We start from the raw sequence: 25,653 nt of genomic DNA, 5'->3' as shown, positions 1-25,653 counted from the left end.
GGTGCGCCTTACGCCGGCCTCGGCGCGCCCACCGCCGCCTCGAAGGCCGCCACGTCCGAGACCCAGCCGAAGAAGGTCTCGATGTTGGAAAGCGCCCCCGCCTGCAGGCTCTCGGGTCCGGCCTGGTGGGTGGCGTCGGCGAGCACGATGCCGAAGTATTCGAGGAAGAAGCCGTCGCGCACGGTCGATTCCACGCAGACGTTGGTGGCGATGCCGGTGAACACCAGGGTGCGGATGCCGCGCGCCCGCAGCAGGCTGTCGAGGGCCGTGTGGTAGAACCCGCTGTAGCGGGGTTTGGGCAGCACGATGTCGCCGGGCTCCGGTCGGAGCGCATCGACCAGCGCGTAGTCCCAGGTGCCCCTGGCGAGCAGCCGCTCCGTCATCTCGGGGCGGGCGCGCATGGTCTTGAGGGCGTTCGACTTGTGCCAGTTCGGCGAGCCCGGCCCGCCGGCCTCGACGTAGTCCGGGTCCCAGCCGTTCTGGAACCAGACCACCCGGATGCCGGCGGCGCGGGCCGCCGCCACGGCCCGCGCGACGGCGGCGATCACCGGCCCGGTGGCCGAGACGTCGAAGCCGGCGAGATCGAGATAGCCGCCCTTCGTGGCATAGGCGTTCTGCATGTCGACCACGACGAGGGCGGTGGCGGCGGCGTCGAAGGCGATCGGTTCGGGCCGTGCGGGCAGCGTGATCGCCCCGTGGCGGCCGTGCGGGTCGTGGTAGCCGGCGACCATCACGCCACCTTCGCCATGGCCGCACCCTCCACGGAGACGTGCCGGCGCGACTGCATCAGGGGCTGGATGCGGGTGCCGAAATCCTCGATGCCTTTGAGGAAGTCGTCGAACACCAGCAGCACCCCCTCGGTGCCGGGCACCGTGGCGATCTCGTCGAGCATGGCGGCGACCTCGGCGTAGGAGCCCACCAGGGTGCCCATGTTGATGTTCACGGCCGAGGTCGGATCGACCATCTGGCGCACGTTGGTGTCGGCCCCCGACTTGGTGTCGGCCGCCCCCTGCACCCCCAACCAGGCGATCGCCTCCTCGTCGGCGCCGGCCTTGTAGTGCTCCCAGGTGGCGCGGGCGGCTTCCGCGGTCTCGTCACCGATGATCATGAACAGGACGTAGGAGGAGACGTCGCGGCCGGTCTCGGCCTTGGCGGCCTCCAGCCGCTCCACCGTGGGGGCGAAGGCGGTGGGGGTGTTCACGCCCTTGCCGAAGCAGAAGTTGTAGTCGGCGTACTTGGCCGTGAACGCCATCCCGGCCGAGGATTGCCCGGCGCAGATGATCTTCATGTCGGCCTGCGGCCGGGGCGAGAGGCGGCAGTCGTCCATCTGGAAGAATTCGCCCTTGCGGTCGCACGTCCCCGTCTCCCACAGGTCGCGCAGCACCTGGGCGTATTCGGAGAGGTACTCGTAGCGGCGCGAAAAGTACTCGTCCCCGGGCCACAGGCCCATCTGCGAATATTCCGGCCGCTGCCAGCCGGTGACGAGGTTGAGGCCGAAACGCCCGTTCGAGATCGAATCGATGGTCGAGGCCATCCGCGCGGTGATGGCGGGGGGCATGCACAGGGTCGCGGCGGTGGCGAACAGCTTGATCCGGCTGGTGACGGCGGCCAGCCCCGCCATCAGCGTGAAGGATTCGAGGTTGTGGTCCCAGAACTCGGTCTTGCCGCCGAAGCCCCGCAGCTTGATCATCGAGAGGGCGAAGTCGAACCCGTAGTGCTCGGCCCTGAGCACGACCTGCTTGTTCAACTCGAAGCTCGGTCTGTACTGCGGCGCGTTCTCCGACAGGAGCCAGCCGTTGTTTCCGATCGGGATGAAGACGCCGACGTTCATGGCAACCTCGCTGACAGGACGACTTTTCCGGCACGACCGGACGCAAGCCCGGGGCCCGATCGGACCGGCACCAAGTCCGTTCCTCACCCGCAGATGGGACGATCCAAGATCATTCGGACCAAACGGTCAAACTCCGAGGCGGGGTTTTTTCGAGGTTTGCATAAACTCCGGTCGGTCTGCCTCCCGGCTGGACCGTCCCTGCCCGCTGGGTGAGCGGGCGCCGGTCCGTTCGGTCGATCGGTGGCCGACCCGACCGCCGCCGGCGGGTCTCTCGGGTGCCGGCGGGCGTCCGATCTCAAGCTCCGGATGAATAATAATGAAAGAAAGCGTACTCGTCGCGCTCGAAGACGATCCAGGACTCACTGCATCCTCCGCTCCTGACACGTACATCCATGCCACCGAGGCGGCATGTCCGCCGGCCTTCGCTGCCGTAGCTATCGGGGGGGCGCTTCAGGAACGCCTCGACGAGGACGCGCGGCGCATCGCTGTCGCAGAAGACGAAGCCGCGCAGCGAGGGTGTTTCGTCGACGAGCGCATGGTGGGCATAGGCTTCGGCGCGGCCCGGGTCGCGTTCCAGGCCCTGCAGGGCGTCGTTCGCCAGGACCGGGAACACGGTGTCGTCGGAAGAGGGTTCTGACGATCCACGCTCGGGATCGTAGGTCTCCGGCCGCCCCCCCCGAGGCGTATTCTGAGAAATCGACTGCATGAGGTCGTACTCGCCCTCGGCGGGCGGCTGCCAGCGGTCCGGCCGTTCCTTCGGCCACAGGGCCCGTATCGTCTCGCGCTGGCTTTCCGACAACCTGACGCGGCGGACGCCGCGGCATTCGGGGGTCCCTGCGAACCTCCACGCCTTCTCCGGACGCGCGAGATATTCGGGCGGCACCGGCTCGCCCTGACTCAGGAAAGGAATGCCCTGGCAGCACATCCCCTGCGACAGGTACGGCGGCACGAGGTTCTTCGGCCCGGTCTGCAGGAACCGCTCGAAGTCCTCCGCATTCGCCGTCTCCACCCTGGCGCCGCGAAAGCCGAGCCGTGCGATCGGGCTGGCGTAGGCGTCTTGGTCGGCGTAGCCGAGACCATGGGCCAGTTCGTCGGCCCGCTCGTACCAGACGACCAGCGGGAGCCAGTTCTTCGGGACGCGGCCATTGGCGGTGGTGTCGCCGGAGCAGGGGTTGGGTGCGCCGGGCACGCCGACCGTGCGCACCTTGACGGCATGGTCGCCCGGCAGCCGGACCGCGTAGACGAAGGCGGACATCCCCAGCGTCTCGTTCGTACCCCCATGGGCCCGCGACTGCGTCCTGTGCTGGCCGCAGGCCACCACGACATCGACCGTGACGGGCGCCTTGTCGAAGGTCAGGTCCACCACGAGACGAAAATAGACCGTCTCGGTTTTGAACCGTCCGACCTGAGTGAAGGGGTTCAGGGTCTCCCCGCCGGCACCACCACGGAAAGCGATGCCCGCAAGGGCGACGAGCGACGCGAGCCCCGCCATGAGAACGTACGATCTGGAACGCATCGTTTCCGGGCACCTTCGAGGGCGTTAGTCACGGCAAAACGTGCACTGTGAAACGTTTTTCAATCCTGAAGCGAAGAGATGTTTCCGGGCCGATGGTGTGCACCGTCACGGGACAATGCTGCCGGATGGATCGCCTCGGTCGGCACGGTCGCGTCGGTGCCCCCTCTCCCATCGGGAGAGGGAAGGGGTGAGGGGAATGCCTTCTCCGAAGAAGTCACGCACCTCACCCTGTCCCTCTCCTTCAAGGAGAGGGAACCTGCGCCAGACCCAGACATCGTGTGAGCTCAGCGGCCCGCCCGGTCGACGCCTGCCCTACCGCAGGCCGAGGCCGCCAAGGATCAGGGCCTGCGTGCTGGCGACGACCCCCTCGAAGAACGCCGGGTCGTCGAGGCCGCGGCCGGTGATGGCGTCCACCTGCACGGCGAAGTCGGCGTAGTGCTGCGTGATCGCCCAGATCGAGACGATGAGGTGGCGGGGGTCGTGGGCGCCGATGCGTCCTTGCGCGATCCAGCCCGAGAGCACGGCGGCCTTGGCGTCGACGAGGGCGCGCAGGGGGCCTTCGAGTTCGGCCCGCAGCAGCGGCGCGCCTTGGACGATCTCCAGGCAGAACAGCCGCGAGGCCTGCGGCGCGTCGCGCGAGAGCGTGAGCTTGGCGCGGATGTAGGCGCGCAGGGCGTCGGCCGGCTCGCCGTCCGCGTCGAGGGCCTGGAGCGGATCGAGCCAGACCTCGAGGACCCGGCGCAGCACCGCCAGGTAGAGGTCCTCCTTGGAGGGGAAGTAATACAGCAGGTTGGTCTTCGAGAGCCCGGCCCGCTCGGCGAGCTGTTCGACGCTCGCCCCGTGCAGGCCGACGCCGGAGAACACCGCCAGCGCCGCGTCGAGGATCGCCTCGCGCCGCGCCGCGCCGTCCCTGCGGCGGCGGCGCAGAGGTGGCCCGGAGATCGGTGGCCCGAAAGGTCCTGTCGACCCGGAAGTCCCTGTCGGCACGGCTGGCGGCCCCCATTCTCGCGCGTCGTCGTTCTCGCGTGGCCTCTATCGCAGCAGCGCCCTGTCCAAACTACCGGCCATCGGGCGATGCCCGCTCGCCCTGCCGCTCCATCGGTCAGGCCGGGGTGAGGGTGGCGCTCAAGGCGCAGACGACGCCGGTGGGTTCGAAGCGGATCTCGGTGGCCCCGCGCAGCTCCGCGGCGAGCCCGCGCTCGATGAGGCGCGAGCCGAAGCCGCGCCGGTCGGGCAGGCTCACCGGCGGGCCGCCCTCCTCCCGCCAGGTCAGGTGCAGCTCCTGCCCCTCGCCGCCCGGCTCCACCCGCCAGGCGATGCCCACGGTCCCGGTCTCGGTGGAGAGGGCGCCGTATTTCGCGGCGTTGGTGCACAGCTCGTGGATCGCCATGCTCAGCGCCAGGGCGGTGCGCGGCGACAGGCGCACCTCCGGGCCGGTCAGGGCGAACCGCGATGCCGGGCCGCCGCGATAGGGCCGGATCACCGCGGCCACCACGTCGGCGAGGTCGACGCTGGCCCAGCTCTCGCGGGTGAGGACGTCGTGGGCGCTGGCGAGGGCGAACAGCCTCGCCTCGAAGGTCGCCCTCCCCTCCAGCGCGGCCTCCCCGGTCGCCGCCCTCAGGCTCTGGCGGGCCAGGGATTGGACGGTGGCCAGGGTGTTCTTGACCCGGTGGTTGAGCTCGTCGACCAGGAGCCGGCGCGCCACCTCCCGCCGGCGCAGCTCGGCCGAGGCGCGCACCAGGGCGTCGGCCACCGCGCGGCCCTCCCGCACCAGCGGCGGCGAGAGGGCCGGCAGCGGCTCGTCCCGGCCGAGTGCCGCCGCCGCGCCGGCGAGGTCCGACAGGGGCCTGGCGATGCGTCCCGCCAGGAGCCAGGCCAGCCCCGCGCCCGCCAGGGCGACGAGGCTGCCGAAGATCAGGAGCATCCGCCTGAGGTCGGTGACGGAGGCGAGCGCCCGGTCGACCTCGTGGCGGGCCACCACGCTCCAGCCGAGGCCGCGGTAGCCGCGAAATCCCTTCGTCTCGACCACGGCGGTGACGTAGGTGCCCCCGTCCTGCCAGTCGGTCACGACGCTGCCGTCATGCTCCTTCGCCGAGGCCAGGAGGGCGGCCATGGCCGGGCCCGGCGCCTTGCCCTCCAGCGAGGGCGGTCCGATCAGGACGGTGCCGTCGCGCGACACCACCAGGATCTGCGCCCCTGCGCGCCGGCCGGTGAGCGAGCGCGTGAACGAGGCCGCCACCTCCCGCGCCCAGGTCCAGTCGAGGTGGGCGGCGACCACGCCGACGAGGCCGCCGTCGGGGCCGTGGACCGGGGCGGCGATGTCCACGAGGCGCAGCGGCTCGTCGGCGGGGCGCGACAGGGCCTTCCGGAGCAGGGCCGCATCGTGGACGTCGCCGATGAACACGCCCTCGCGCCCGCGCAGGAAATAGTCGCGCCGGGACACGTCGGCGCCTTCGAGGATGCCGCGGCTCGTGGCCAGCACGCGCCCCTCGGGGTCGATCAGGCCCACGATCGAATAGAGCGGATAGGTTCGCTGGAGCACCTGCAGCATCGTCCGCCGGACGGCGAGGGGCGCCTCGGGATCGCGCAGGGAGCCGTTGGCGGCCACCACCTCGATGTCGCGCTGGCGCTCGAACATGCCCTCGTCGAGGGTCCGGGCCATGTGCCCGGCCAGTTCCTTGAGCTGGGCGGCGATCTCCACCTGCAACCGCGCGCTCGCCTCGCGGGTGACCAGCGCTGTCAGCACGAGGGTCGAGGCGAGGCCGAGCACGCCGAGAACGAGGGCGAGGACGAGGCGCAGCGACGGGGTGGGAAGGCGCGCCCGGGCGCCCGTTGCGGTCCCCCGAAACCCCGCGATGGCGGCAGAGCCGTCGCCGGGGCCGATCGGGCGGCGTTCGAGACGCATGACCGGCGTCCTCCTCCGGCCTTGCGCCGCGGTGTGAGGGGGCGGATGAAATCGGGAGACAGTCGTCGATTCGCTTCCTAGCGTAACCGTTGCCGCGACGGAAGAGTCGGGTGCGCCAAGCGCCCTAGCCAAGCGCCCCAGCCAAGCGTTCTAGCCAATGGTCCTGGCCAAGCGCCCTATTCGAGGTCGCCGATGGCTGCCTCCACCGCCTTCACCACCGCGCCCGAGCGCAGCAGCGCCAGGGCGTCCACCATCTCGGTGTGGTACCAGCGGTCGCCGTCGAGGGCCGGCGGGAGGACCTCGCGGATCGCGGCCAGCGCCGCCTGCGTGCCCTTGCCGATGGGGTGGTCCCTGGCGACGTCGGCCACGAGCGACAGGGCCTGGGCGGCCATCAGCAGCTCGCCGGCCACGATCTGCTCGGCGTTCTCGACGATGGTGCGCGCCTTGCGCCCGCACCAGGTCGAGTTCGAGACGTGGTCCTCGGCGTTGGACTTGCCGGGGATCGAATCCACCGAGCCGGGGCTCGACAGGCTGCGGTTCTCCATCACCAGCGCCGAGAGCGTGCATTGCACGGTGGCGAACCCGGTGTTGAGCCCCTTCTTGCCGGCGAGCAGGTTGCGCGGCAGGCCGTAGCTCAGCGTCGGATCGATGAGCCGGAACAGGCGCCGCTCGGAGATCGAGCCGAGGTCGGTGACCGCGATGGACAGGAGGTCCATCGCCTGGGCGACGTACTGCCCGTGGAAGTGCCCGCCCGAGATGCAGGCGTAGCCGCCCTGTTCGTCGTCGAAGATCAGCGGGTTGTCGGTGGCCGAGTTGATCTCGGTGCCGATGATGCCGCCGATGTAGGCCAGGGCCTCGCGCACTGGGCCGTGGACCTGGGGGGCGCAGCGCAGGGAATAGACGTCCTGCACCCGCGGGGCCGGGGCGGTGCCGGGGGCGCGCGCCTCGTCGGGGAAGATCGTGTGCCGGGCCGATTCCGTGCAGCGCAGCGAACCCTCCAGCAGGCGGAGCACGTTGCGGGCGGTGGCGGCCTGGCCCTGGTGCGGGCGGGCGGCGTGCAGGCGCGGATCGAACGCCTTGGTCTCGCAGCGCATGCATTCGAGACTCAGGGACAGGGCGATGTCGGCGTGCTTGAGGAGCGCCTTGGCGTCTTCCAGCGCCAGCACGCCGAGCGCCAGGGAGACGGTGGAGCCGTTGATGAGCGCCGAGGCGTCCTTGGCCTCCAGGGGAAACTCCGGTGCGAGCCCGGCCTGCGCCAGCGCCTCCCGCGCCGGCATCCGGCGCCCGTCGACCATCATCTCGGCTTCGGAAAAACCGCAGATCGCGCCCGCCAGATGGGCGAGCGGGGCGAGGTCGCCCGAGGCGCCCACCGACCCCTTCTGCGGGATCACCGGCACGAGGCCGGCATTGAGGCAGGCGAGCAGGCGCTCGACCACGGCCACGCGGGGCCCCGAATAGTTCGAGGCGAAGGCGTTGGCGCGCAACAGCATGGTGGCGCGCACCACCTCCGGGTCGAACGGCTCGCCGACCCCGGTGGCATGCGCATAGACCGTGCGGCGCTGGTACTCCTGCATGTCGGCCATGCGCACCCGCTGGTCCTTGAACAGGCCCACGCCGGTGTTGAACGAATACATCAGCGGCGCATCGTCGGTCATGAAGTTCGCGTCGATGTAGTCCCGCGCGGCGGTCAGCCGCTCGCGGGCGCCGGCCTCGAGCGCGACCTCGGCGCGGGTGCCGTTCGCATCGGGACGCACCACGGCCAGGACGTCCGCGGGCTGGACCGTGCGGCCGTCGATGGTGAGTGTCGTCATCGTGTCTCTCCGAGGGGAAGCGTGCCGTGGGCGAGCAGGAATCGGGCCGGAGGCCGGCGTCTATCCGCCCGGCGGATGATGCGCGATCCAATGCTCGGCGATGTCGATGCGCCGGGCGACCCACACGTCCCGGTGGGCGGCGACGTGGTCGAGGAAGCGGATGAGCGCGCCGATCCGGCCCGGACGGCCGATCAGGCGGCAATGCAGGCCCACCGACATCATCTTCGGGGCGGTCTCGCCCTCGGCGTAGAGCACGTCGAAGGTGTCGCGCAGGTAGGTGAAGACGTGCTCGCCGGTGTTGAAGCCCTGGATCGCCGCGCATTTCATGTCGTTGGCGTCCAGCGTGTAGGGCACCACGAGGCCGCGCCCGCTCGGCTCCTCGATCCAGTACGGCAGGTCGTCGGCGTAGGAATCGGCCAGATACGTCATCCCGGCCTCGATCCCGAGGTCGAGGGTGTGGGGCGAGGAGCGCCCGGTGTACCAGCCGCGCGGGCGCTCCCCCGTGATGGCGGTGTGGATGCGGATCGCCTCCTCCAGGTGCGCCTTCTCCTCGGCGCGGGTGAAATCGCGATAATCGATCCACTTGAGGCCGTGGCAGGCGATCTCCCATTCCGCCTCCTTCATCGCCGCGGCGACGTCGGGATGGCGGGCGAGCGCCGTGGCGACCGCGAACACGGTGACGGGGACGCCCTTCGCCCGGAACAGCCGCCACAGCCGCCAGAACCCGGCGCGCGAACCGTATTCGAACAGCGATTCCATGCTCATGTGGCGCTGGCCCGGCCAGGGCTGCGCGCCGACCAGCTCGGACAGGAACGCCTCCGAGGCCGGGTCCCCGTGCAGGATGCAGTTCTCAGCCCCCTCCTCGTAGTTGAGGACAAACTGCACCGCGATCCGCGCCCCGTTCGGCCAGCGCGGATGGGGCGGATTGCGGCCGTAGCCGACGAGGTCGCGGGGATAGGTCACGGGGCCTGCCGTAGGGGGTGTGGGGAATGGGCGAGCGCCGTCCGTGCCATGCCCGATCCGTCGGACTTCTGGCAAATCGCGGCCGGGCTGCGCAAGGTCCGGACCGGCCTTGCGCAGCGGCCGCGCGACTGGTTCCATGAAGTGACCGGACCCGTGCACGGTCCTTGCCTGCATCGCCCGCCCATCGTGCCCAGCACCCGAGGTTCGCTCCGTGCTCCTGACCCCGCGTGAAAAAGACAAGCTCCTCGTCGCCATGGCCGCCCAGGTCGCCCGCAACCGGCTCGCCCGGGGCGTCAAGCTCAACTACCCGGAGGCGATCGCGCTCATCACCGACGCCGTGGTCGAGGGCGCCCGCGACGGCCGCTCGGTCGCCGACCTGATGCAGGCCGGCGCCCATGTGCTCACCGCCGACCAGGTGATGGAGGGGATCGCCGAGATGATCCACGACATCCAGGTGGAGGCGACGTTCCCCGACGGCACCAAGCTCGTGACCGTCCACCACCCGATCCGCGGGGCGGCCTCGGCCGACGTGCCGGGCACGGTGACGACGCAGCCGGGCGACATCGTCTTCAACGACGGCGCTCCGCGCACCGTGATCGCCGTGGCCAACGTCGGCGACCGGCCGATCCAGGTCGGCTCGCACTACCATTTCTACGAGGTCAACGCCGGCCTGACCTTCGACCGCGACAAGGCCCGTGGCCAGCGCCTCGACATCGCGCCGGGCACCGCCGTGCGGTTCGAGCCCGGCGCCACGCGGGAGGTGTCGCTGGTGCCGTTGCTCGGCGCGCGGGAGGTGTACGGGTTCCGGGGGGATGTGATGGGGAAGCTTTGACTCCGGGCGGTGGTCCTTACATTTTGCTGCAAAGGTAAGGAGTCGCTGCGATGGGACGGTTCGAGGCCAAGGTGACGTCGAAGGGGCAGATTACCGTTCCTGCACGCCTGCGCACCGCCATGCATCTCAAGCCGGGCGATACGCTCGTCTTCGTAGAGGATGCCGGCGGGTATCGGCTCGAAGCCCAGGTCGCCACGTTCGCGGACCTGCGTGGCATCGTCCGCGGCGGCTCCGGGGCGGTTACGACCGACCAGATCACGCGTTGGATCGAGGAGAGCCGTGCAGCCCGTTGGGGTGGCGGCGATTCCTCCGGCGAGGACGAAAGCGCCAAGGACCGATGATCGGCCTCGATACCAACGTGCTGCTGCGCTGGCTGGTCGATGAGACCGTCTGGCCCGTGGACAATCCCGAGCAGGTCGCCGACGCCACGCGCATCCTGTCGGATCCGAATGAGCGCTTCTTCGTCAACACGGTGGTACTGGCCGAGGTGGTCTGGGTCCTGAACAAGCCGTTGCAGCAGCGCAAATCCGTGCTCGTCGATCTGTTGCGGCGGTTGATCGAGGCTTCGAATGTCGAGATCGAACGGCGCGACGCGGCGGCCGACGCCATCGCGCGCTTCGCGGCGGGCGGTGGTGGCTTCAGCGATCACCTGATCGGTGCGATCAACCGGCACGGAGGATGCGACACGACGCTGACGTTCGACCGGAAAGCCGTCCAGGCCGCGGATTTCACGCGGCTCGGTCCGACATCCTGATCCGCTGGAAGCCCCTATGTCGAACACCCCCCGCCCCGCCTCCCTCCCCCGCGCCGCCTATGCCGACATGTTCGGGCCCACCACCGGCGACCGCATCCGGCTCGCCGACACCTGCCTCGTCATCGAGGTGGAGCGCGACCACACCACCTACGGCGAAGAGGTGAAGTTCGGCGGCGGCAAGGTGATTCGCGATGGCATGGGGCAGTCCCAGGTGACGAACGCCGACGGGGCTGTCGACACCGTCATCACCAACGCGGTGGTGCTGGACCATTGGGGCGTGGTGAAATGCGACGTCGGCATCGTGAAGGGCCGCATCGTCAGGCTCGGCAAGGCCGGCAACCCGGACATCCAGCCCGGCGTCGACATCGTCGTCGGACCGGGGACGGAAGTCATCGCGGGGGAAGGAAAAATCCTCACGGCGGGCGGGTTCGACAGCCACATCCACTACATCTGCCCGCAGCAGATCGAGGAGGCGTTGTGCTCGGGCGTCACCACGATGCTCGGCGGCGGCACCGGCCCGGCGCACGGCACCTTCGCCACCACCTGCACGCCGGGCCCGTGGCACCTCGCCCGGATGATCGAGGCGGCGGATTCGTTTCCGATGAACCTGGCGTTCGCCGGCAAGGGCAACGCCTCGCGCCCGGAGAGCCTCGTCGAGATGGTGCGCGCGGGCGCCTGCGCCCTCAAGCTCCACGAGGATTGGGGCACCACGCCCCAGGCGATCGACACCTGCCTCACGGTGGCCGACCTGCACGACGTGCAGGTGATGATCCACTCCGACACGCTCAACGAATCGGGGTTCGTCGAGGATACGATCCGGGCGTTCGCCGGGCGCACCATCCACGCCTTCCACACCGAGGGTGCGGGCGGCGGGCATGCCCCCGACATCATGAAGGTGGCCGGGCTCGCCAACGTGCTGCCCTCGTCCACCAATCCGACGCGGCCCTATACGAAGAACACCATCGACGAGCATCTCGACATGCTCATGGTCTGCCACCACCTCGACCCGTCGATCCCCGAGGATCTCGCCTTCGCCGAGAGCCGCATCCGCAAGGAGACCATCGCGGCCGAGGACATCCTGCACGACATCGGCGCGCTCTCGATGATGTCGTCGGACAGCCAGGCCATGGGCCGGGTCGGCGAGGTCGTCATCCGCACCTGGCAGACGGCCGACAAGATGAAGCGCCAGCGCGGCGCCCTGCCCGGCGACACGAGCGGCAACGACAACCTGCGGGCACGCCGCTACATCGCCAAATATACGATCAACCCGGCCATCGCGCACGGCGTCTCGGCCCATGTCGGCTCGGTGGAGGCGGGCAAGCTCGCCGACCTCGTGCTGTGGACGCCTGCCTTCTTCGGCGTGAAGCCCGACCTCGTGATCAAGGGCGGCATGATCGCCACCGCACCGATGGGCGACCCCAACGCCTCGATCCCCACGCCCCAGCCGGTGCACTACCGCCCGATGTTCGGGGCCATCGGCCGCTCGCCGTGGTCCACCGCCCTCACCTTCGTCTCGAAGGCGGCGATGGACGACGGGCTGCGCGACCGGCTCGGATGCCAGAAGCGGTTCGTCGCCGTGGAGAACGTGCGCGGCGGCATCTCGAAGAAGAGCATGATCCTCAACGACGCCACTCCGACCATCGAGATCGACGCGGAAACCTACGACGTCCGCGCCGACGGCGAACTGCTGGTCTGCGAGCCCGCCGAGGTGCTGCCGATGGCGCAGCGGTACTTTTTGTTTTGAGGTAGGATGACGGTGAACGCGAGGGGAGGCTTGCCATGTCCAATGCCGCCTTGAGCCAACCCGGGGCGCAAGAGTCCGAGCCTGGGATCGTGGCCCGAAGCCGTCCTGGACAAAGCCTATCGACTGGGTCGTGTCCGCGCGGCGGGCGAGACCGGAATGGCGGAACGCCTGTTTCCGGCTACCTGCCCGTGCACGCTGGCACAGGTTCTCGACGAGGACTTCCATCCCGGTCCCGCCGAACCGGACGTCGCCTGATGAGGGCGTTCCCTCGCGTGTCGTCGGGTCGGGTCCGGGTGGCATGGTCATGATCCGCGCCACACGCCTCATCCGCCGCGATGCGCTCCGGGCCGGCGAGATCGTCGACCGCGTCGTGCTCGACCACGGCGACCGGCATCGTCGGCGCATGGCGATGCGCGGAATCGGCGGGCTCGACTTCCTGCTCGACCTGCCCGAGCCGACGGTGCTCGACGACGGCGATGCCCTGGTGCTGCAGGACGGGCGCCTCGTCTGGGTCGAGGCGGCGCATGAGCGCCTGCTCGCGATCCGCGCGCCCGACGACCGCGCCCTCAAGCGTTTGATCTGGCACATCGGCAACCGCCACATCCCGGCCGAGATCGCCGAGGACGCCATCTACATCGGGTTCGACCACGTGCTCGCCGAGATGGTGCGGGGGCTGGGCGGCTCGGCCGAGCCGGTGGATCGCCCGTTCCGGCCGGAGGGCGGCGCCTATGCCGGCGAGGCCGCCGGGCATCATCACCACGGGCACGATCACGGGCCTCACGATTACGACCACGACCATGACCACCCGCATCCGCACCCCCACGGAGCGGCGTCCCGATGACCGCTGCGGTCCCGGTGCCCGCGCCCTTCCCCGGAGGGGGGCGGCGAAGCGGGATCGCCCCCCGATGACCGACGCCCTGCGGCTGATGGCGTGGCTGTCGCCGACCTATCCGGTGGGGAGCTATGCCTATTCGCACGGGCTCGAATGGGCGGTGGAGGCCGGCGACGTGTCCGACGAGGCCTCCCTCGCGGCATGGCTCCACGACGTCGTGGCGCGCGGCGCCGGGCGCAGCGACATGATCCTGGCCGCCCACGCCCACCGCGCCGCCTCGGGCGCCGATGCCGCTGCCCTGGAGACCGTCAACGCCCTCGCCCTCGCCCTGGCCCCGTCCCGCGAACTCCACCTGGAGACCGCCCAGCAGGGCCGCAGCTTCCTCGACGCGACCCTGGCGGCCTGGGCCACGCCAGCCCTCGTGCGCCTCGCCGAAACCCTGCCCGGCCCCGTGGCCTACCCCGTGGCGGTGGGCCTGGCGGCGGGCGCGCATGGCCTCGCGCCGGTGCCCACGCTCGCCGCCTTCGGCCTCGCCTTCGTGCAGAACCTCGTCTCGGCGGCCCTGCGCCTCGCCCCGGTCGGCCAGACCGCCGGCACGCGGGCGATCGCCGGTCTGGCGCCCTGCGTGGCGGCGCTGGCGGAGACGATCCCCGGGCTCACCCTCGACGACGTCGGGGGCGCCACCCTTCGGCTCGATCTGGGGTCCCTCCGGCACGAGACCCAGTACTCCCGCATCTTCCGCTCGTGAGGACCTTTGCGATGACATCCCTCAACGGCCCCCTGCGCGTCGGCATCGGCGGTCCGGTCGGCTCTGGCAAGACCGCGCTGATGGAACAGCTCTGCAAGCGGTTCCGCGATCGCTTCGAGATCTGCGCGATCACCAACGACATCTACACCAAGGAGGATGCGCGCATCCTCACCGTGGCCGGCGCCCTGCCCGAGGAGCGGATCATGGGCGTCGAGACCGGCGGCTGCCCGCACACCGCCATCCGCGAGGACGCCTCGATCAACCTCGCGGCGGTGGCCGAGATGCGCCGGCGCTTCCCCAGGCTCGACCTGATCCTGATCGAATCGGGCGGCGACAACCTCGCCGCGACCTTCTCGCCGGAACTGGCCGACATCACCCTCTACGTGATCGACGTCGCCGGCGGCGAGAAGATCCCGCGCAAAGGGGGGCCGGGCATCACCCGCTCGGACCTGCTCATCGTCAACAAGACCGATCTGGCGCCCTTCGTCGGCGCGGACCTCGCCGTGATGGAGGCCGACACGAGGCGGATGCGCGGCACCCGCCCCTACGTCTTCACCTCGCTGCGCAAGGGTGACGGGGCCGACGCGGTCGCCCGTTTCGTGGAGCGGGCTGGGGGATTGGGGTGATCATACGACATCCGTTCGATGGCTTCGTCATGCGGATGTCGGCGTCGCTCAGGCGCCGCACGGGCTTCGTGATACGGGTCCCGCTTGATCCGAGCGAACCCCGTATCACCCCTCCCCCTGGAACGGGTGCAGCTGCGGGATCAGCGCCGCCACCAGCTCGAGGCGCCCCGAGATCACGCCGCGCTCGGTGATCATCGCGTCGGCGATGGTCTGCAAGGTGGTGGCCGGGCCCTGCACCAGCACCACCTCCAGCGTCTGGTTGTGCATCAGGTGGACGTGGAGCGACGCGATCACCTCGGCGATGTGACGCCGCTGCAGGTCCGCCAGCCGCTGCTGCAGGCCGTGGGCGAGGTGGTCGTAAAACAGGGTGATCGTGCCCACCATCACCCGGTCGCCGACCTCGTGGCGGTGCTCCACCAGCGACCGGTGCAGGACGGTGGCCACCGCCTGCGAGCGGCTGGCGAACCCGCGCTCGCTCACCATGGCGTCGAGCTCGCCGAGCAGGTCCTCGGACAAGGACAGGCTGATCCGGCTCACTGGCCGGCGCCGCCCCGCGCCGCCCTCGTCCGTGTTCGCATCCGCCATGGTCGTCCGCTCCCTCGCTGCGATGTGAATCTGGCACGCCTCTTGTATGCCTGAAAAGCCGTCGGTATTACGATTTCATCGAATCGTACTACGCGCCTCGGAGATATCAGATGCGCCTGTCCACGATCGCTTCCGCCGCCCGCAAGGGGGTCGCCGCCGGCCTGTTGGCCCTGGGCCTCGTCGCCGCCCCGGTCGCTCACGCGGCCGAGCCCCTGCGCATCGGCTACAGCGACTGGCCGGGCTGGGTCGCCTGGCAGGTCGCCATCGAGAAGGGCTGGCTGAAGGAGGCCGGCGTCGACGCCAAGTTCGAGTGGTTCGACTATTCGGCCTCGATGGACGCGTTCTCGGCGGGCAAGCTCGACGCCGTCACCTGCACCAACGGCGACGCCCTGGTCATGGCCGGCAACGGCGCCAAGAACGTCATGATCATGCTCACCGACTATTCGAACGGCAACGACATGATCGTCGGCAAGCCGGGCGTGAAGACGCTGGCCGACCTCAAGGGCAAGAAGGTCGGCCTCGAGGTCGGCCTCGTCGAGCACCTTCTGCTCATCCACGGGCTCACCAAGATCGGCCTCAAGGAGACCGACGTGACGCTGGTCAACGCCAAGACCAACGAGACGCCGCAGGTGCTGGCCTCCGGCGACGTGGCGGCCGTCGGCGCCTGGCAGCCCATCGCCGGCCAGGCGATGAAGGCGGCGGCCGGCGCCAAGCCCCTCTACACCTCCGCCGACGTGCCAGGGCTGATCTACGACGTGGTCACGGTCTCGCCCGCCAGCCTCGCCTCGCGCCGAGCCGAGTGGATCAAGTTCGTCGGCGTCTGGGACAAGGTCGTCGCCTACATCGAGGACCCTAAGACCCAACCCGACGCGGTGGCGATCATGGCGGCCAAGGTCGGCATCGACGTGCCCACCTTCACCCGCTTCCTCAAGGGCACCAAGCTCATGACCCTGGCCGAGGGCCGCAAGGTCATGAAGGACGCCGACGGCTTCGGCTCCCTCTACGGCTCGACCCGCTTCGCCGACGCCTTCAACGTGAAGGTCGATGTCTACAAGACCGCCCAGGACGTGAAGGCCGCCATCGACCCCGCGCTCACCGACGGCAAATGAGCGCGGAGATGCGCCAGGGCCTGGCGGGTGGGCCACCCTCCCCCGTCGAGGGGGAAGGGAAAGGTCCGCCGCCGCCCCGCCGCCGCTCCTGGGTCGGCGTCGTCCGCCCCCTGGCGCCGCGCCGGCGCATCGTCCTGACGATCCTGTCGTTCCTGCTGCCGATCCTCGCCTGGTCGGCGGTCTCCTACCTGCCGTTCCTGTGGCATCCCCTGGTGGAGGTCTCCGATCCGGGCGACGTCGCCTGGATCCAGCCCGGCATGCGCCTGCCCGCGGCGGCCTTCGCCGAGGAGGTGGAATCGGCCCGCGCCGCCAACACCGCGCCCCCGGTGGGCACGCCCGCCAACCCGGTCTACCTGCCGGCCCCGCACGAGGTCGCCATCGCGCTCTGGACCTCGCTCACCGCGGCGCCGACCCAGCGCGACGCGATCCGGCTGCCCTGGAGCCTGTGGCATTCGATCCAGATCATCTTTTGGGGGTTCCTGCTGTCGTCGATCGTCGGCGTGCCGCTCGGCATCCTGTGCGGGGCGCAAGCGACGCTGGCGCGCATCACCGAGCCGGTCATCGAGTTCGTGCGCTACATGCCCGCCCCCGCCTTCGGGGCGCTGATGGTGGCGATCCTCGGCATCTACGATGGCCCGAAGATCGCGATCATCGTCATCGGCACCTTCTTCCAGCAGGTGCTGGTGATCGCCAACACCACGCGGCGCATCGACCCGCTGCTGATCGAGGCGGCCCTGACGCTGGGCGCACGCAACCTGCGCCTGATCCGCCGGGTGATCGTGCCGGCGATGCTGCCGCAGCTCTACCGCGACCAGCGCATCCTGCTCGGCTGGGCCTGGACCTACCTGATCGTGGCCGAGCTCATCGGCACCTCCTCGGGCATCACCTTCTTCATCACCCAGCAGGCCCGCTACCAGCACTTCGAGAACGTCTACGCCGCGATCCTGATCATCGGCCTCGTCGGCTCGATCACCGACATCGTGCTCGCCGTCATCGGCCGCCGGCTCTTTCCCTACGACAGGAGCGAAGCGTGAGCGCCGGGCCCGTCGTCCCGCCGACCGCCGGCTGCGACTACCGCACGCAAGGCGAGCCGGTCCGCGCGCGCTTTTCCAAGCTCAAGGGCCGCGAGGTCGCGCTCAGGGTCGAGAAGCTAACGAAGACCTTCCGCACCGCCGACGGCGGCGTGACCGTGGCCCTCAAGGACATCGACCTCGTCACCCACCGGCGCGAGTTCCTGTGCGTCGTCGGCCCGTCGGGCTGCGGCAAGTCCACCTTCGTGCGCATCCTCGCCGGCCTCGAGACCGCGACTTCCGGCGTGGTCAGCGTCGAGGGCGTGCCGGTCTCTGGGCCCGGCGCCGACCGGGGCATGGTGTTCCAGGGCTACACCCTGTTTCCCTGGCTCAGCGTGCTACGCAACGTCGCCTTCGGGCTCGAGGAGAACGGCACGCCCCGGCGCGAGGCCGAGCGCGAGGCGCGGCAATGGCTGGCGCTGATCGGGCTCGAGGCCTTCGCGGCCTCCTACCCGCACCAGCTCTCGGGCGGCATGAAGCAGCGCGTCGCGATCGCACGGGCGCTCGCCACCCGGCCGCGCATCCTGCTCATGGACGAGCCGTTCTCGGCCCTCGACACCCAGTCGCGCGCCCGGATGCAGGCCTACCTCATCGAGATCTGGAAGAAGATCGACATCACCATCGTCTTCATCACCCACGATCTCGACGAGGCCGTGCATCTGGCCGACCGCATCCTGGTGCTCAGCGCCCATCCGGGCGAGGTCGCCGAACTCATCGAGGTGCCGGTGCCCCGCCCCCGCAGCCACGACCAGGCCCTCGGGCCCGAGTTCCGTGCCACCCGCGCGCGCCTCGACGCGCTGATCCACCCGCCCAAGGACGAGGCCGAGGAGGCGGTGGCCCCCGACGTGGTGACGCGGATGACGTCCGCCGGGGACGAGGTGGAATGATGGCGCGTCCAGCACCGATCGCCCCCGCGCGCCCTCGCCGTTCCCAGCTTGCGGGGAGAGGGGATGGCGCCCGTCTCGCCGAGCGGAGCGAACCCGCATGACCGCCCCCCTCCTCTGGGCAGAGCGCACCTGGGACGAGCTCCCCGGCGACCTCGCCGCGGTGGGCGGGGCCGCGATCCTGCCCGTCGGCGCCACCGAGCAGCACGGGCCGCATCTGGGCACCGGCATGGATTTCGTGCTGGCCGAGATGCTGGCGCATGCGGTCTCGGCGGCCACCCGCGTGCCGGTGCTGCCGACCCTTCCCTACGGCTGCTCGCTCGGCCACAGCCGGCGCTGGCCGGGCACGATCACCCTCGATCCGCTCGTGATGACGCAGCTCGTCGTGCAGGTGGGGACCGGCGCCCACCGGTCCGGCGTGCGCCGGCTGTTCCTCGTCAACGCGCACGTCACCAACGCCGCGCCCCTGCGCTGCGCGCTGGAGATGCTGCGCGCCGCCCACGACGACCTCATGGTGGCGCTGGTCAATTCGGCCACGGTGAGCGAGCGGGTCCGCGCCGCCCATGTCGCCGATGCCGACGATTGGCACGCCAACGCCGCCGAGACCGCCCTGATGATGGCGCTGGCCCCGCGCCTCGTGCGGCCCGACCGGGTCGCCGATGCCGACGATCCCGACCGGACGCAGGGTCTCGTCTTCGCCCACCCGGTCAACCGCACCAGCCGCAACGGCGTCACCGGACGCCCTTCGCAGGCGACCGCGACCGAGGGCGGGCGCCTGTTCGCCTGGATGGTCGAGGACCTCACCGCCCTCGTGATGCGGGGGCTGACCGAGACCCCGCCCCTCCCCCACCCCTACGACGTGTCCGTGTAACGAAAAGGAGCGAGCCGATGGCTCATGCGAGCGAGATCGACCCCGCCGTCAAGGCCGTGCAGGACGACCTGCGCGCCAAGGGCGTGAAATACGTCATCGGCGCCTATGTCGACATCCACGGCGTCCAGAAGGCCAAGGTGGTGCCCATCGGCCACCTGCCGCAGATGGCGGCCGGCTCCGAACGCTATACCGGCTACGCGCTCGACGGCCTCGGCCAGGCCCCCAACGAGGACGAACTCGCCTCGGTCCCCGACCTCTCCCGGGTCGTCCAGCTGCCGTGGGAGCCCAAACTCGCCTGGTGCCCGGCCGACCTCACCTTCCAGGGCCAGCCCTATCCGCTCTCCACCCGGGTCGCCCTGAAGACCGTCATCGGCGAGGCGGAGGACATGGGCTTCGGCTTCAACCTCGGCATCGAGTGCGAGATTTTTCTCCTGAGACAGGCCGCCGATGGGTCCCTGCACACGCCGGTCGCCGACGATAAATTGCAAAAACCCTGCTACGACGTGCGCGGGTTCGTCGACAACTTCTCCTGGCTCGACAAGGTCGCCACCACGATCGACGCCCTCGGCTGGGACCTCTATTCCTTCGACCACGAGGACGCCTGCGGCCAGTTCGAGTTCGATTTCAACTACGCCGACGCGCTGACCATGTGTGACCGGCTGACCTTCTTCCGGATGATGGCCAAGCACTACGCCAAGGAGGAAGGCCTCCTCGCCACGATGATGCCCAAGCCCTTCGCCGACCGCACCGGCAACGGCGCGCATTTCAACATGTCGCTCTCCGACAAGGAGACCGGCAGGAACGTCTTCGCCTGCGATCCGTCGGCCGATCCGCGCGGCCTCGGGCTCACCGAGACCGGCTACCATTTCATCGGCGGCGTCCTGCGCCACGGGCGGGCGCTGTGCGCGGCCTTCGCCCCCACGGTCAACAGTTACAAGCGCCTGGTGCGCCAGGGCGCCATGGCGGGCTTCTCCTGGGCGCCGGTGTTCAACTCCTACGGCTCGAACAACCGCACCAATTCGGTGCGCGTGCCGGCCGGTGGCGGGCGCTGCGAGAGCCGCAACGCGGACGGCGCCGTCAACCCCTACCTCGCCGCCGCCCTGGTGCTGGCGGCGGGCCTCGAAGGCGTCCGCGAGCGGATCGATCCCGGCGCGCCCAACGAGGACAACCTCTACGACCTCACCGACGCCGCGCGGGCCGAGCGCGGCATCGACTTCCTGCCCCAGACGCTGGCCGAGGCGGTGGACGCCTTCGCGGCCGACCCGCTGGTGGAGCGGACCCTCGGCACGGCGCTGCGCGACGAGTTCGTCCGCTACAAGCGCGCCGAATGGCAGGAGTACCACCTCACCGTGAGCGCCTGGGAGACCGAGCGCTACAGCCACATGTTCTAGCGCGACGCCCCAACCCTCCCCCTCGAGCGGGGGAGGAAAAAGGCCGGGACGACCCGGCCTCGCGATCAGGGCGCGACATCGGCCGGGACGACCCGTCGGAGAACGTGAGGAACGGGCATGACCACACCTGAGACGACCACCATCCAACAGACCATCGCCGAGAACCGGCGCCGCTACGAGGCGCTGAAGGCGCAAGGGCAGGAGCACGCGCCGCGCGCCCTGCCGCCGCCCTCGGTGCGCGGCCTGCCGCTGGACGAGGCGGAGATCCTGCACACCGAGACCATCCCCGGCGGCTGGTATTGGACCACGGAACTCCATGCCGGCGACGCGCTGCGGCTCGCCCTCGACCACGGCCCGTCGAGCGTCGCCCTGGTGGCCTGGAACGCCGCCGACACCTCCGAGCGCCTGAACTACGCCGACACCGTCAAGGTGCAATGGAGCGCCGCCCTTCGGAAGGGCCGGGTGCTGTTCTCCGACATGGGCCGGGTGATGCTCTCGCTGATCGAGGATTCCTGCTGCGCCCACGACGCGCTGACGGGCGGCTCCAACGCCGCCTCCAACGCCGCGCGCTACGCGAACGGCCCCCACCGCAACACCCGCGACAACCTCGTGCTCGCCGCCCTCAAGGCCGGGCTCGACCGGCGCGACATCCCCGCGCTGATCACCTTCTTCGCCCCCGTGAGCGTCGGCGCCGAAGGGCGCTTCACCTGGAACGAGGCCGGGCGCCGGGCGGGCGACTTCGTCGACCTGCGCGCCGAGATGGACCTGGTCGTCACCCTCTCCAACTGCCCCCACCCCCTCGATCCGGCCCCCGACTACGCCCCCAACCCCGTGACGGCGACGCGCTTCCGGGCACCGCATCCAGGCCCGGACGACCTCTGCCGCACCGCCACCATCGAGGCCGTGCGCGGCTTTTCCAACAACGCCGCCATCGGCTTTTGAGGGGAGGATACGTCATGACCGAAGAGACCCCTCTCCTCGACACGACCGTGCCGGCGCAAGCGCCATGGTCCGGCCTCGTCCGAAAGGGCCAGATTCTGCGCATCACCGACCTCGAAGGCTGCCAGGCGGTCGACACCCTGTTCTACCGCGCCGACGACATGGGCGAGCGCTACTCCTCGCAGGACACCCTGCGGGTGCAGGGGGCGGCCTACGTCACCACCGGCACCCGGCTCGTCTCCAACGAGGGGCGGGTGATGGCCGTCGTCACGGCCGATTCCTGCGGGCGGCACGACACTTCGGCGGGCGCCTGCTCCTGCGAGGCCAACACCGTCCGCTTCGGCCACGCCACCAAGTACCTCCACGCCTGCCGCGAGAACTTCGCCCTGGAGGTCGCCAAATACGGGCTGTCCAAGCGCGACATCCCGCCCAACGTCAACTTCTTCATGAACGTGCCGATCGAACAGGACGGGCAGCTCGCCATCGTCGACGGCGTCTCCTCGCCCGGCGACTACGTCGAGGTCACCGCCGAGATGGACGTGATCTGCGTGATCTCGAACTGCCCGCAGATCAACAACCCCTGCAACGGCTTCAACCCGACGCCGATCCAGGTGACCATCCGGGACCGAGCGACCATCCGGGACGGACTGTGATGTTCCAAAAGATCCTGATCGCCAATCGCGGCGAGATCGCCCGGCGCATCCTGCGCACCTGCAGGCGCATGGGGATCGCCTCGGTGGCGGTGCATTCCGACGCCGACCGCTTTACCCCCGCCGTGCTGGAGGCGGACGAGGTTTTTCGCCTCGGCCCGGCGCCCGCCTCCGAGAGCTACCTGAACGTGGACGCCGTCATCGCCGCCTGCAAGGCGACGGGGGCGCAGGCGGTCCATCCCGGCTACGGCTTCCTGTCCGAGAACGTGGCCTTCGCCGAACGCCTGGCCGCGGAGGGCATCGTCTTCATCGGGCCGCGGCCCGAGCACCTGCGCGCCTTCGGCCTCAAGCACACGGCGCGCGAACTGGCGAAGGCCAGCGGCGTGCCGCTCCTGCCGGGCACCGACCTCCTCCCCGACCTCGCGACGGCGCTCGGTGCGGCCGAGGCGATCGGCTATCCGGTGATGCTCAAGAGCACCGCCGGGGGCGGCGGCATCGGCATGAGGCTGTGCACTTCGCCGGCCGAGCTCGCCGAGCATTACGCCAGCGTCGAGCGCACCGCGCGGGCGAGCTTCGGCGACGCGCGGGTCTACCTCGAACGCTTCGTGGCGCGCGCGCGCCACGTCGAGGTGCAGATCTTCGGAGACGGGCAGGGGCGCGTCGTGGCGCTCGGCGAGCGCGACTGCTCGCTCCAGCGCCGCAACCAGAAGGTCGTCGAGGAGACGCCGGCGCCGGGCCTGTCGGACGCGGTGCGCGCCCGGCTGCACGCGGCGGCCGTCGCCCTGGGGACGAGCGTGTCCTACGCCTCGGCCGGAACGGTGGAGTTCATCTACGATCCCGACCGCCAGGATATCTCGTTCCTCGAGGTCAACACCCGGCTCCAGGTCGAGCATCCGGTGACGGAGGCGGTGTTCGGCATCGACCTCGTGGAGTGGATGATCCGCCAGGCCGCCGGCGAAGACCCCATCGGTACCGCCGGGCCGCTGGCGCCGAAGGGAGCGGCCATCGAGGCGCGGCTCTACGCCGAGATCCCGCATGCGGATTTCGCGCCCAGCGCCGGCCTGCTGACGCAGGTGCGCTTTCCGGACGGCGTCCGCGTCGACGGCTGGATCGTCACCGGCACCGAGGTGACGCCGTTCTACGATCCGATGCTCGCCAAGATCATCGTCACCGGAGCGGACCGGCCGGCGGCCATCGCCGCCCTGCGCGCGGCGCTCGACGAGACGGTGGTCGCCGGCATCGAGACCAATCTCGGCTACCTGCGCGCCATCGCGGCCTCGGAGCTCTTCGCGAGCGGGCGTGTCGCCACCACGGCCCTGCGCGACGTCGCGTATACGCCCCGCAGCGTCGCGGTGCTGGCGCCCGGCCCCCAGTCGAGCCTGCAGGAACTGCCCGGCCGCCTCGGGCTCTGGCATGTCGGCGTGCCCCCGAGCGGGCCGATGGATGCGCGCTCCTTCGCGGTGGCCAATGCGCTGGTGGGAAACCCGCCCGACACCTGCGCCCTCGAACTCACCGTGTCCGGCCCGACCCTGCGCTTCCATGCCGACACCGTGGTGGCGCTGTCGGGAGCGGCCATGACCGCCCGGCTCGACGGCGTCGTGCAGCCCCACGGGCAGGCCTTCGCGGTGCCGGCGGGCGGCACGCTCGCCATCGGTGCCATCGCGGGGCCGGGGATGCGCAGCTACCTCGGCGTGCGCGGCGGCTTCGATGCGCCGGTGGTGCTCGGCTCGCGGGCGACCTTCGCGCTCGGGGCCTTCGGCGGGCACGCCACCGGCGTGCTCAAGGCCGGCGACACCCTCCATCTCGGCGCCGTCGCCGCGGTGGAACCGGCCTCGCCCGAGCCGGTGCCGCTCACCGCGGACTGGGAGATCGGCCTCGTCTACGGCCCGCACGGGGCGCCGGATTTCTTCCGGGACGCCGACATCGCCGACCTGTTCTCGGCAGCTTACGAGGTGCATTTCAATTCCGCCCGCACCGGCGTGCGCCTGATCGGCCCGACCCCGCGCTGGGCGCGGGAGGACGGCGGCGAGGCCGGGCTGCACCCCTCGAACCTCCACGACAACGCCTACGCGGTCGGCGCCCTCGACTTCACCGGCGACATGCCGATCCTGCTCGGGCCGGACGGGCCGAGTCTAGGCGGCTTCGTCTGCCCCGGCGTCATCGCCCGCGACGAATTGTGGAAGATGGGCCAGCTGCGGCCGGGGGACCGGGTGCGGTTCGTGGCGGTGGAGCAGCCCGGTGACGTCGACGGCGAGAGCGCGGGTTTCCTCCCCCCTCCGCAGGGGAGTGCAGATCTCGGGCAGGCCCGAGATCTGCTGGGGGCAGGGGTTGCCGTCCGAGGCTCCCCCATCCTCGCCCGCGACGTCTCAGGCCCAGTCGAGGTGGTCTACCGCCGCCAGGGCGACGACAACCTGCTCGTCGAATACGGCCCGATGGCGCTGGACATCGGCATCCGCCTGCGCGTCCACCTCCTGGCGCAGGCGGTGGCGGAAGCGAAGCTTCCCGGCCTCCTCGACCTGACGCCCGGCATCCGCTCGCTCCAGATCCACTACGACGGCACGGTCCTGGCGCGCTCCCGCCTCCTCGGCCTGCTGCGCGAGATCGAGGCCGGGCTGGGCTGCGTCGACGACGTCACGGTGCCCAGCCGCATCGTCCACCTGCCGCTGTCCTGGAACGACCCGCAAGCCGAGCGCGCCATGCGCCAGTACCAGGACCTGGTACGCCCCAACGCGCCCTGGTGCCCCTCCAACATCGATTTCATCCGCCGCATCAACGGTCTCGACTCGGAGGCGGAGGTGAAGCGCATCGTCTTCGAGGCCAGCTACCTCGTCATGGGGCTCGGCGACGTCTACCTCGGCGCCCCGGTGGCGACGCCGGTCGATCCGCGCCACCGCCTCGTCACCACCAAGTACAACCCGGCCCGGACCTGGACGCCCGAGAACGCAGTCGGCATCGGCGGCGCCTACATGTGCATCTACGGCATGGAGGGGCCGGGCGGGTACCAACTCGTCGGCCGCACCATCCAGATCTGGAACACCTGGCGGACGACCCGCGACTTCGTGCCGGGCCACCCCTGGCTGCTGCGGCCGTTCGACCGCATCCGCTTCTTCCCCGTCGACCACGCCGAGCTCACCGAGGCTCGCGCCGCCTTCCCGCACGGCGCCTACCCGATCCGGATCGAGGACGGGACCTTCTCCCATGCCGACCACCGGGCCGGACTCGCCGCCAACGCGGGCGAGATCGCCGCGGCCAAGCTGCGCCAGCAGACCGCCTTCGAGGCCGAGCGCCGGCGCTGGAAGGAGCAGGGGCTCGACAGCTTCGTGCCCGACGAGGCGGCGCCGGAAGCCGGGGCCGACGCCGTCCCCGCCGGCTGCCTCGGGGTGGCGACCACCGTGCCGGGCAACGTCTGGCGGGTGGAAAAGGCGGCGGGCGACAGGATCGCGGCCGGCGAGACGGTGGCGATCCTCGAATCGATGAAGATGGAAGTGCCCGTGGCGGCCCCTGCGGCAGGGATCGTGCGTGAGATCCGGGTGCGCCCGGGACAGACGCTGCGGGGCGGCGACCTCGTGGCGGTGATCGAAGAGGTGTGACC

Annotated in this window: 23 protein-coding genes and 1 pseudogene; 16 read left to right on the top strand and 8 right to left on the bottom strand. The window is 70.4% G+C overall.

Features of this window, described 5'->3' with window-relative positions; genetic code table 11:
- Positions 1-8 precede the first annotated feature (8 nt).
- The 7 genes and pseudogenes from rutB to puuE form a co-directional block, all read right to left on the bottom strand.
- Positions 9-731 (bottom strand): pyrimidine utilization protein B, encoded by a 723-nt coding sequence (rutB, locus tag ASG40_RS18380; protein WP_055888914.1) that lies wholly within the window; start codon positions 729-731, stop codon positions 9-11.
- Positions 731-1,831, bottom strand: coding sequence for a pyrimidine utilization protein A (rutA, locus tag ASG40_RS18375; protein WP_055888912.1), 1,101 nt, complete (start codon positions 1,829-1,831; stop codon positions 731-733). Before rutA ends, rutB begins: the two co-directional genes overlap by 1 nt.
- Positions 1,832-2,126: 295 nt before the next feature.
- Positions 2,127-3,323: a hypothetical protein gene (locus ASG40_RS18370; RefSeq protein ID WP_055888910.1), complete on the bottom strand. Its 1,197-nt coding sequence runs from the start codon at positions 3,321-3,323 to the stop codon at positions 2,127-2,129.
- Between the two features lie 336 nt (positions 3,324-3,659).
- Complete coding sequence (gene rutR / locus ASG40_RS18365; RefSeq protein ID WP_443136634.1) at positions 3,660-4,334, bottom strand: HTH-type transcriptional regulator RutR; 675 nt, start codon at positions 4,332-4,334, stop codon at positions 3,660-3,662.
- 115 nt (positions 4,335-4,449) lie between these two features.
- A complete protein-coding gene (locus ASG40_RS18360) occupies positions 4,450-6,252 on the bottom strand; it encodes a sensor histidine kinase (protein WP_055888908.1) in 1,803 nt (600 codons plus the stop codon).
- A 176-nt stretch (positions 6,253-6,428) separates the two neighbouring features.
- A complete protein-coding gene (locus ASG40_RS18355) occupies positions 6,429-8,063 on the bottom strand; it encodes an HAL/PAL/TAL family ammonia-lyase (protein WP_055888906.1) in 1,635 nt (544 codons plus the stop codon).
- 72 nt (positions 8,064-8,135) lie between these two features.
- A pseudogene (gene puuE, locus ASG40_RS18350) lies at positions 8,136-9,026 on the bottom strand (allantoinase PuuE); the annotation flags it as partial.
- A 211-nt stretch (positions 9,027-9,237) separates the two neighbouring features.
- Here puuE and ASG40_RS18345 point away from each other — a divergent pair.
- From ASG40_RS18345 to ureG, 8 genes are all read left to right on the top strand, one after another.
- A complete protein-coding gene (locus ASG40_RS18345; RefSeq protein ID WP_082494637.1) occupies positions 9,238-9,858 on the top strand; it encodes an urease subunit gamma in 621 nt (206 codons plus the stop codon).
- Positions 9,859-9,908: 50 nt separating this feature from the next.
- Positions 9,909-10,199 carry an AbrB/MazE/SpoVT family DNA-binding domain-containing protein gene (locus ASG40_RS18340; RefSeq protein WP_055888902.1) on the top strand — a complete coding sequence of 97 codons (291 nt, stop codon included), beginning with the start codon at positions 9,909-9,911 and terminating at the stop codon, positions 10,197-10,199.
- On the top strand, positions 10,196-10,612 hold the full coding sequence (locus ASG40_RS18335) for a PIN domain-containing protein (RefSeq protein WP_055888900.1): 417 nt from the start codon (positions 10,196-10,198) through the stop codon (positions 10,610-10,612). Before ASG40_RS18340 ends, ASG40_RS18335 begins: the two co-directional genes overlap by 4 nt.
- Before the next feature lie 16 nt (positions 10,613-10,628).
- A complete protein-coding gene (ureC, locus tag ASG40_RS18330; protein ID WP_055888897.1) occupies positions 10,629-12,356 on the top strand; it encodes an urease subunit alpha in 1,728 nt (575 codons plus the stop codon).
- 81 nt (positions 12,357-12,437) lie between these two features.
- Positions 12,438-12,611 carry a DUF29 family protein gene (locus ASG40_RS22610; RefSeq protein ID WP_082524141.1) on the top strand — a complete coding sequence of 58 codons (174 nt, stop codon included), beginning with the start codon at positions 12,438-12,440 and terminating at the stop codon, positions 12,609-12,611.
- A gap of 49 nt (positions 12,612-12,660) precedes the next feature.
- Positions 12,661-13,197, top strand: a complete 537-nt coding sequence (locus ASG40_RS18325) for an urease accessory protein UreE (RefSeq protein ID WP_055889010.1) — start codon at positions 12,661-12,663, stop codon at positions 13,195-13,197.
- A 64-nt stretch (positions 13,198-13,261) separates the two neighbouring features.
- Complete coding sequence (locus ASG40_RS18320) at positions 13,262-13,936, top strand: urease accessory protein UreF (protein ID WP_055888895.1); 675 nt, start codon at positions 13,262-13,264, stop codon at positions 13,934-13,936.
- An 11-nt stretch (positions 13,937-13,947) separates the two neighbouring features.
- Positions 13,948-14,562, top strand: coding sequence for an urease accessory protein UreG (ureG, locus tag ASG40_RS18315; protein WP_055888893.1), 615 nt, complete (start codon positions 13,948-13,950; stop codon positions 14,560-14,562).
- A gap of 105 nt (positions 14,563-14,667) precedes the next feature.
- Here the strand turns inward: ureG and nikR are convergent, their stop codons facing one another.
- A complete protein-coding gene (gene nikR, locus ASG40_RS18310; RefSeq protein WP_055888891.1) occupies positions 14,668-15,147 on the bottom strand; it encodes a nickel-responsive transcriptional regulator NikR in 480 nt (159 codons plus the stop codon).
- A 110-nt stretch (positions 15,148-15,257) separates the two neighbouring features.
- Here nikR and ASG40_RS18305 point away from each other — a divergent pair, with 110 nt between their 5' ends.
- The 8 genes from ASG40_RS18305 (at position 15,258) to uca (ending at position 25,651) form a co-directional block, all read left to right on the top strand.
- Positions 15,258-16,256, top strand: coding sequence for an ABC transporter substrate-binding protein (locus ASG40_RS18305; protein ID WP_055888889.1), 999 nt, complete (start codon positions 15,258-15,260; stop codon positions 16,254-16,256).
- Positions 16,253-17,290 carry an ABC transporter permease gene (locus ASG40_RS18300; protein ID WP_082524140.1) on the top strand — a complete coding sequence of 346 codons (1,038 nt, stop codon included), beginning with the start codon at positions 16,253-16,255 and terminating at the stop codon, positions 17,288-17,290. Before ASG40_RS18305 ends, ASG40_RS18300 begins: the two co-directional genes overlap by 4 nt.
- Positions 17,287-18,213, top strand: a complete 927-nt coding sequence (locus tag ASG40_RS18295) for an ABC transporter ATP-binding protein (RefSeq protein WP_055888888.1) — start codon at positions 17,287-17,289, stop codon at positions 18,211-18,213. The genes ASG40_RS18300 and ASG40_RS18295 overlap by 4 nt, the downstream gene beginning before the upstream one ends.
- Positions 18,214-18,310: 97 nt before the next feature.
- Positions 18,311-19,081, top strand: a complete 771-nt coding sequence (locus tag ASG40_RS18290) for a creatininase family protein (protein ID WP_055888885.1) — start codon at positions 18,311-18,313, stop codon at positions 19,079-19,081.
- Between the two features lie 17 nt (positions 19,082-19,098).
- Positions 19,099-20,472 (top strand): type III glutamate--ammonia ligase, encoded by a 1,374-nt coding sequence (glnT, locus tag ASG40_RS18285; RefSeq protein ID WP_055888883.1) that lies wholly within the window; start codon positions 19,099-19,101, stop codon positions 20,470-20,472.
- A gap of 117 nt (positions 20,473-20,589) precedes the next feature.
- Positions 20,590-21,414 (top strand): urea amidolyase associated protein UAAP1, encoded by an 825-nt coding sequence (locus tag ASG40_RS18280; RefSeq protein ID WP_055888881.1) that lies wholly within the window; start codon positions 20,590-20,592, stop codon positions 21,412-21,414.
- Between the two features lie 14 nt (positions 21,415-21,428).
- Entirely contained in the window at positions 21,429-22,064 is a 636-nt protein-coding gene (locus ASG40_RS18275) for an urea amidolyase associated protein UAAP2 (protein ID WP_055888879.1), read from the top strand.
- Entirely contained in the window at positions 22,064-25,651 is a 3,588-nt protein-coding gene (gene uca, locus ASG40_RS18270) for an urea carboxylase (RefSeq protein ID WP_055888878.1), read from the top strand. Before ASG40_RS18275 ends, uca begins: the two co-directional genes overlap by 1 nt.
- The last annotated feature ends 2 nt before the right edge of the window (positions 25,652-25,653 follow it).

The organism is Methylobacterium sp. Leaf399 (assembly GCF_001424525.1).
In the GTDB taxonomy this organism is placed as follows: domain Bacteria; phylum Pseudomonadota; class Alphaproteobacteria; order Rhizobiales; family Beijerinckiaceae; genus Methylobacterium.
Note: the sequence above shows the minus strand (reverse complement) of the source record. Positions and strands in the feature narration are given on the sequence as shown.

Coding starts and splice junctions, on each gene's coding strand:
- rutB (WP_055888914.1), bottom strand. CDS start 731: ATGGTCGCCGGCTACCACGACCCGCACGGCCGCCACGGGGCGATCACG.
- rutA (WP_055888912.1), bottom strand. CDS start 1,831: ATGAACGTCGGCGTCTTCATCCCGATCGGAAACAACGGCTGGCTCCTG.
- ASG40_RS18370 (WP_055888910.1), bottom strand. CDS start 3,323: ATGGCGGGGCTCGCGTCGCTCGTCGCCCTTGCGGGCATCGCTTTCCGT.
- ASG40_RS18360 (WP_055888908.1), bottom strand. CDS start 6,252: ATGCGTCTCGAACGCCGCCCGATCGGCCCCGGCGACGGCTCTGCCGCC.
- ASG40_RS18355 (WP_055888906.1), bottom strand. CDS start 8,063: ATGACGACACTCACCATCGACGGCCGCACGGTCCAGCCCGCGGACGTC.
- ASG40_RS18340 (WP_055888902.1), top strand. CDS start 9,909: ATGGGACGGTTCGAGGCCAAGGTGACGTCGAAGGGGCAGATTACCGTT.
- ASG40_RS18335 (WP_055888900.1), top strand. CDS start 10,196: ATGATCGGCCTCGATACCAACGTGCTGCTGCGCTGGCTGGTCGATGAG.
- ureC (WP_055888897.1), top strand. CDS start 10,629: ATGTCGAACACCCCCCGCCCCGCCTCCCTCCCCCGCGCCGCCTATGCC.
- ASG40_RS18325 (WP_055889010.1), top strand. CDS start 12,661: ATGATCCGCGCCACACGCCTCATCCGCCGCGATGCGCTCCGGGCCGGC.
- ASG40_RS18320 (WP_055888895.1), top strand. CDS start 13,262: ATGACCGACGCCCTGCGGCTGATGGCGTGGCTGTCGCCGACCTATCCG.
- ureG (WP_055888893.1), top strand. CDS start 13,948: ATGACATCCCTCAACGGCCCCCTGCGCGTCGGCATCGGCGGTCCGGTC.
- nikR (WP_055888891.1), bottom strand. CDS start 15,147: ATGGCGGATGCGAACACGGACGAGGGCGGCGCGGGGCGGCGCCGGCCA.
- ASG40_RS18305 (WP_055888889.1), top strand. CDS start 15,258: ATGCGCCTGTCCACGATCGCTTCCGCCGCCCGCAAGGGGGTCGCCGCC.
- ASG40_RS18300 (WP_082524140.1), top strand. CDS start 16,253: ATGAGCGCGGAGATGCGCCAGGGCCTGGCGGGTGGGCCACCCTCCCCC.
- ASG40_RS18290 (WP_055888885.1), top strand. CDS start 18,311: ATGACCGCCCCCCTCCTCTGGGCAGAGCGCACCTGGGACGAGCTCCCC.
- glnT (WP_055888883.1), top strand. CDS start 19,099: ATGGCTCATGCGAGCGAGATCGACCCCGCCGTCAAGGCCGTGCAGGAC.
- ASG40_RS18280 (WP_055888881.1), top strand. CDS start 20,590: ATGACCACACCTGAGACGACCACCATCCAACAGACCATCGCCGAGAAC.
- ASG40_RS18275 (WP_055888879.1), top strand. CDS start 21,429: ATGACCGAAGAGACCCCTCTCCTCGACACGACCGTGCCGGCGCAAGCG.
- uca (WP_055888878.1), top strand. CDS start 22,064: ATGTTCCAAAAGATCCTGATCGCCAATCGCGGCGAGATCGCCCGGCGC.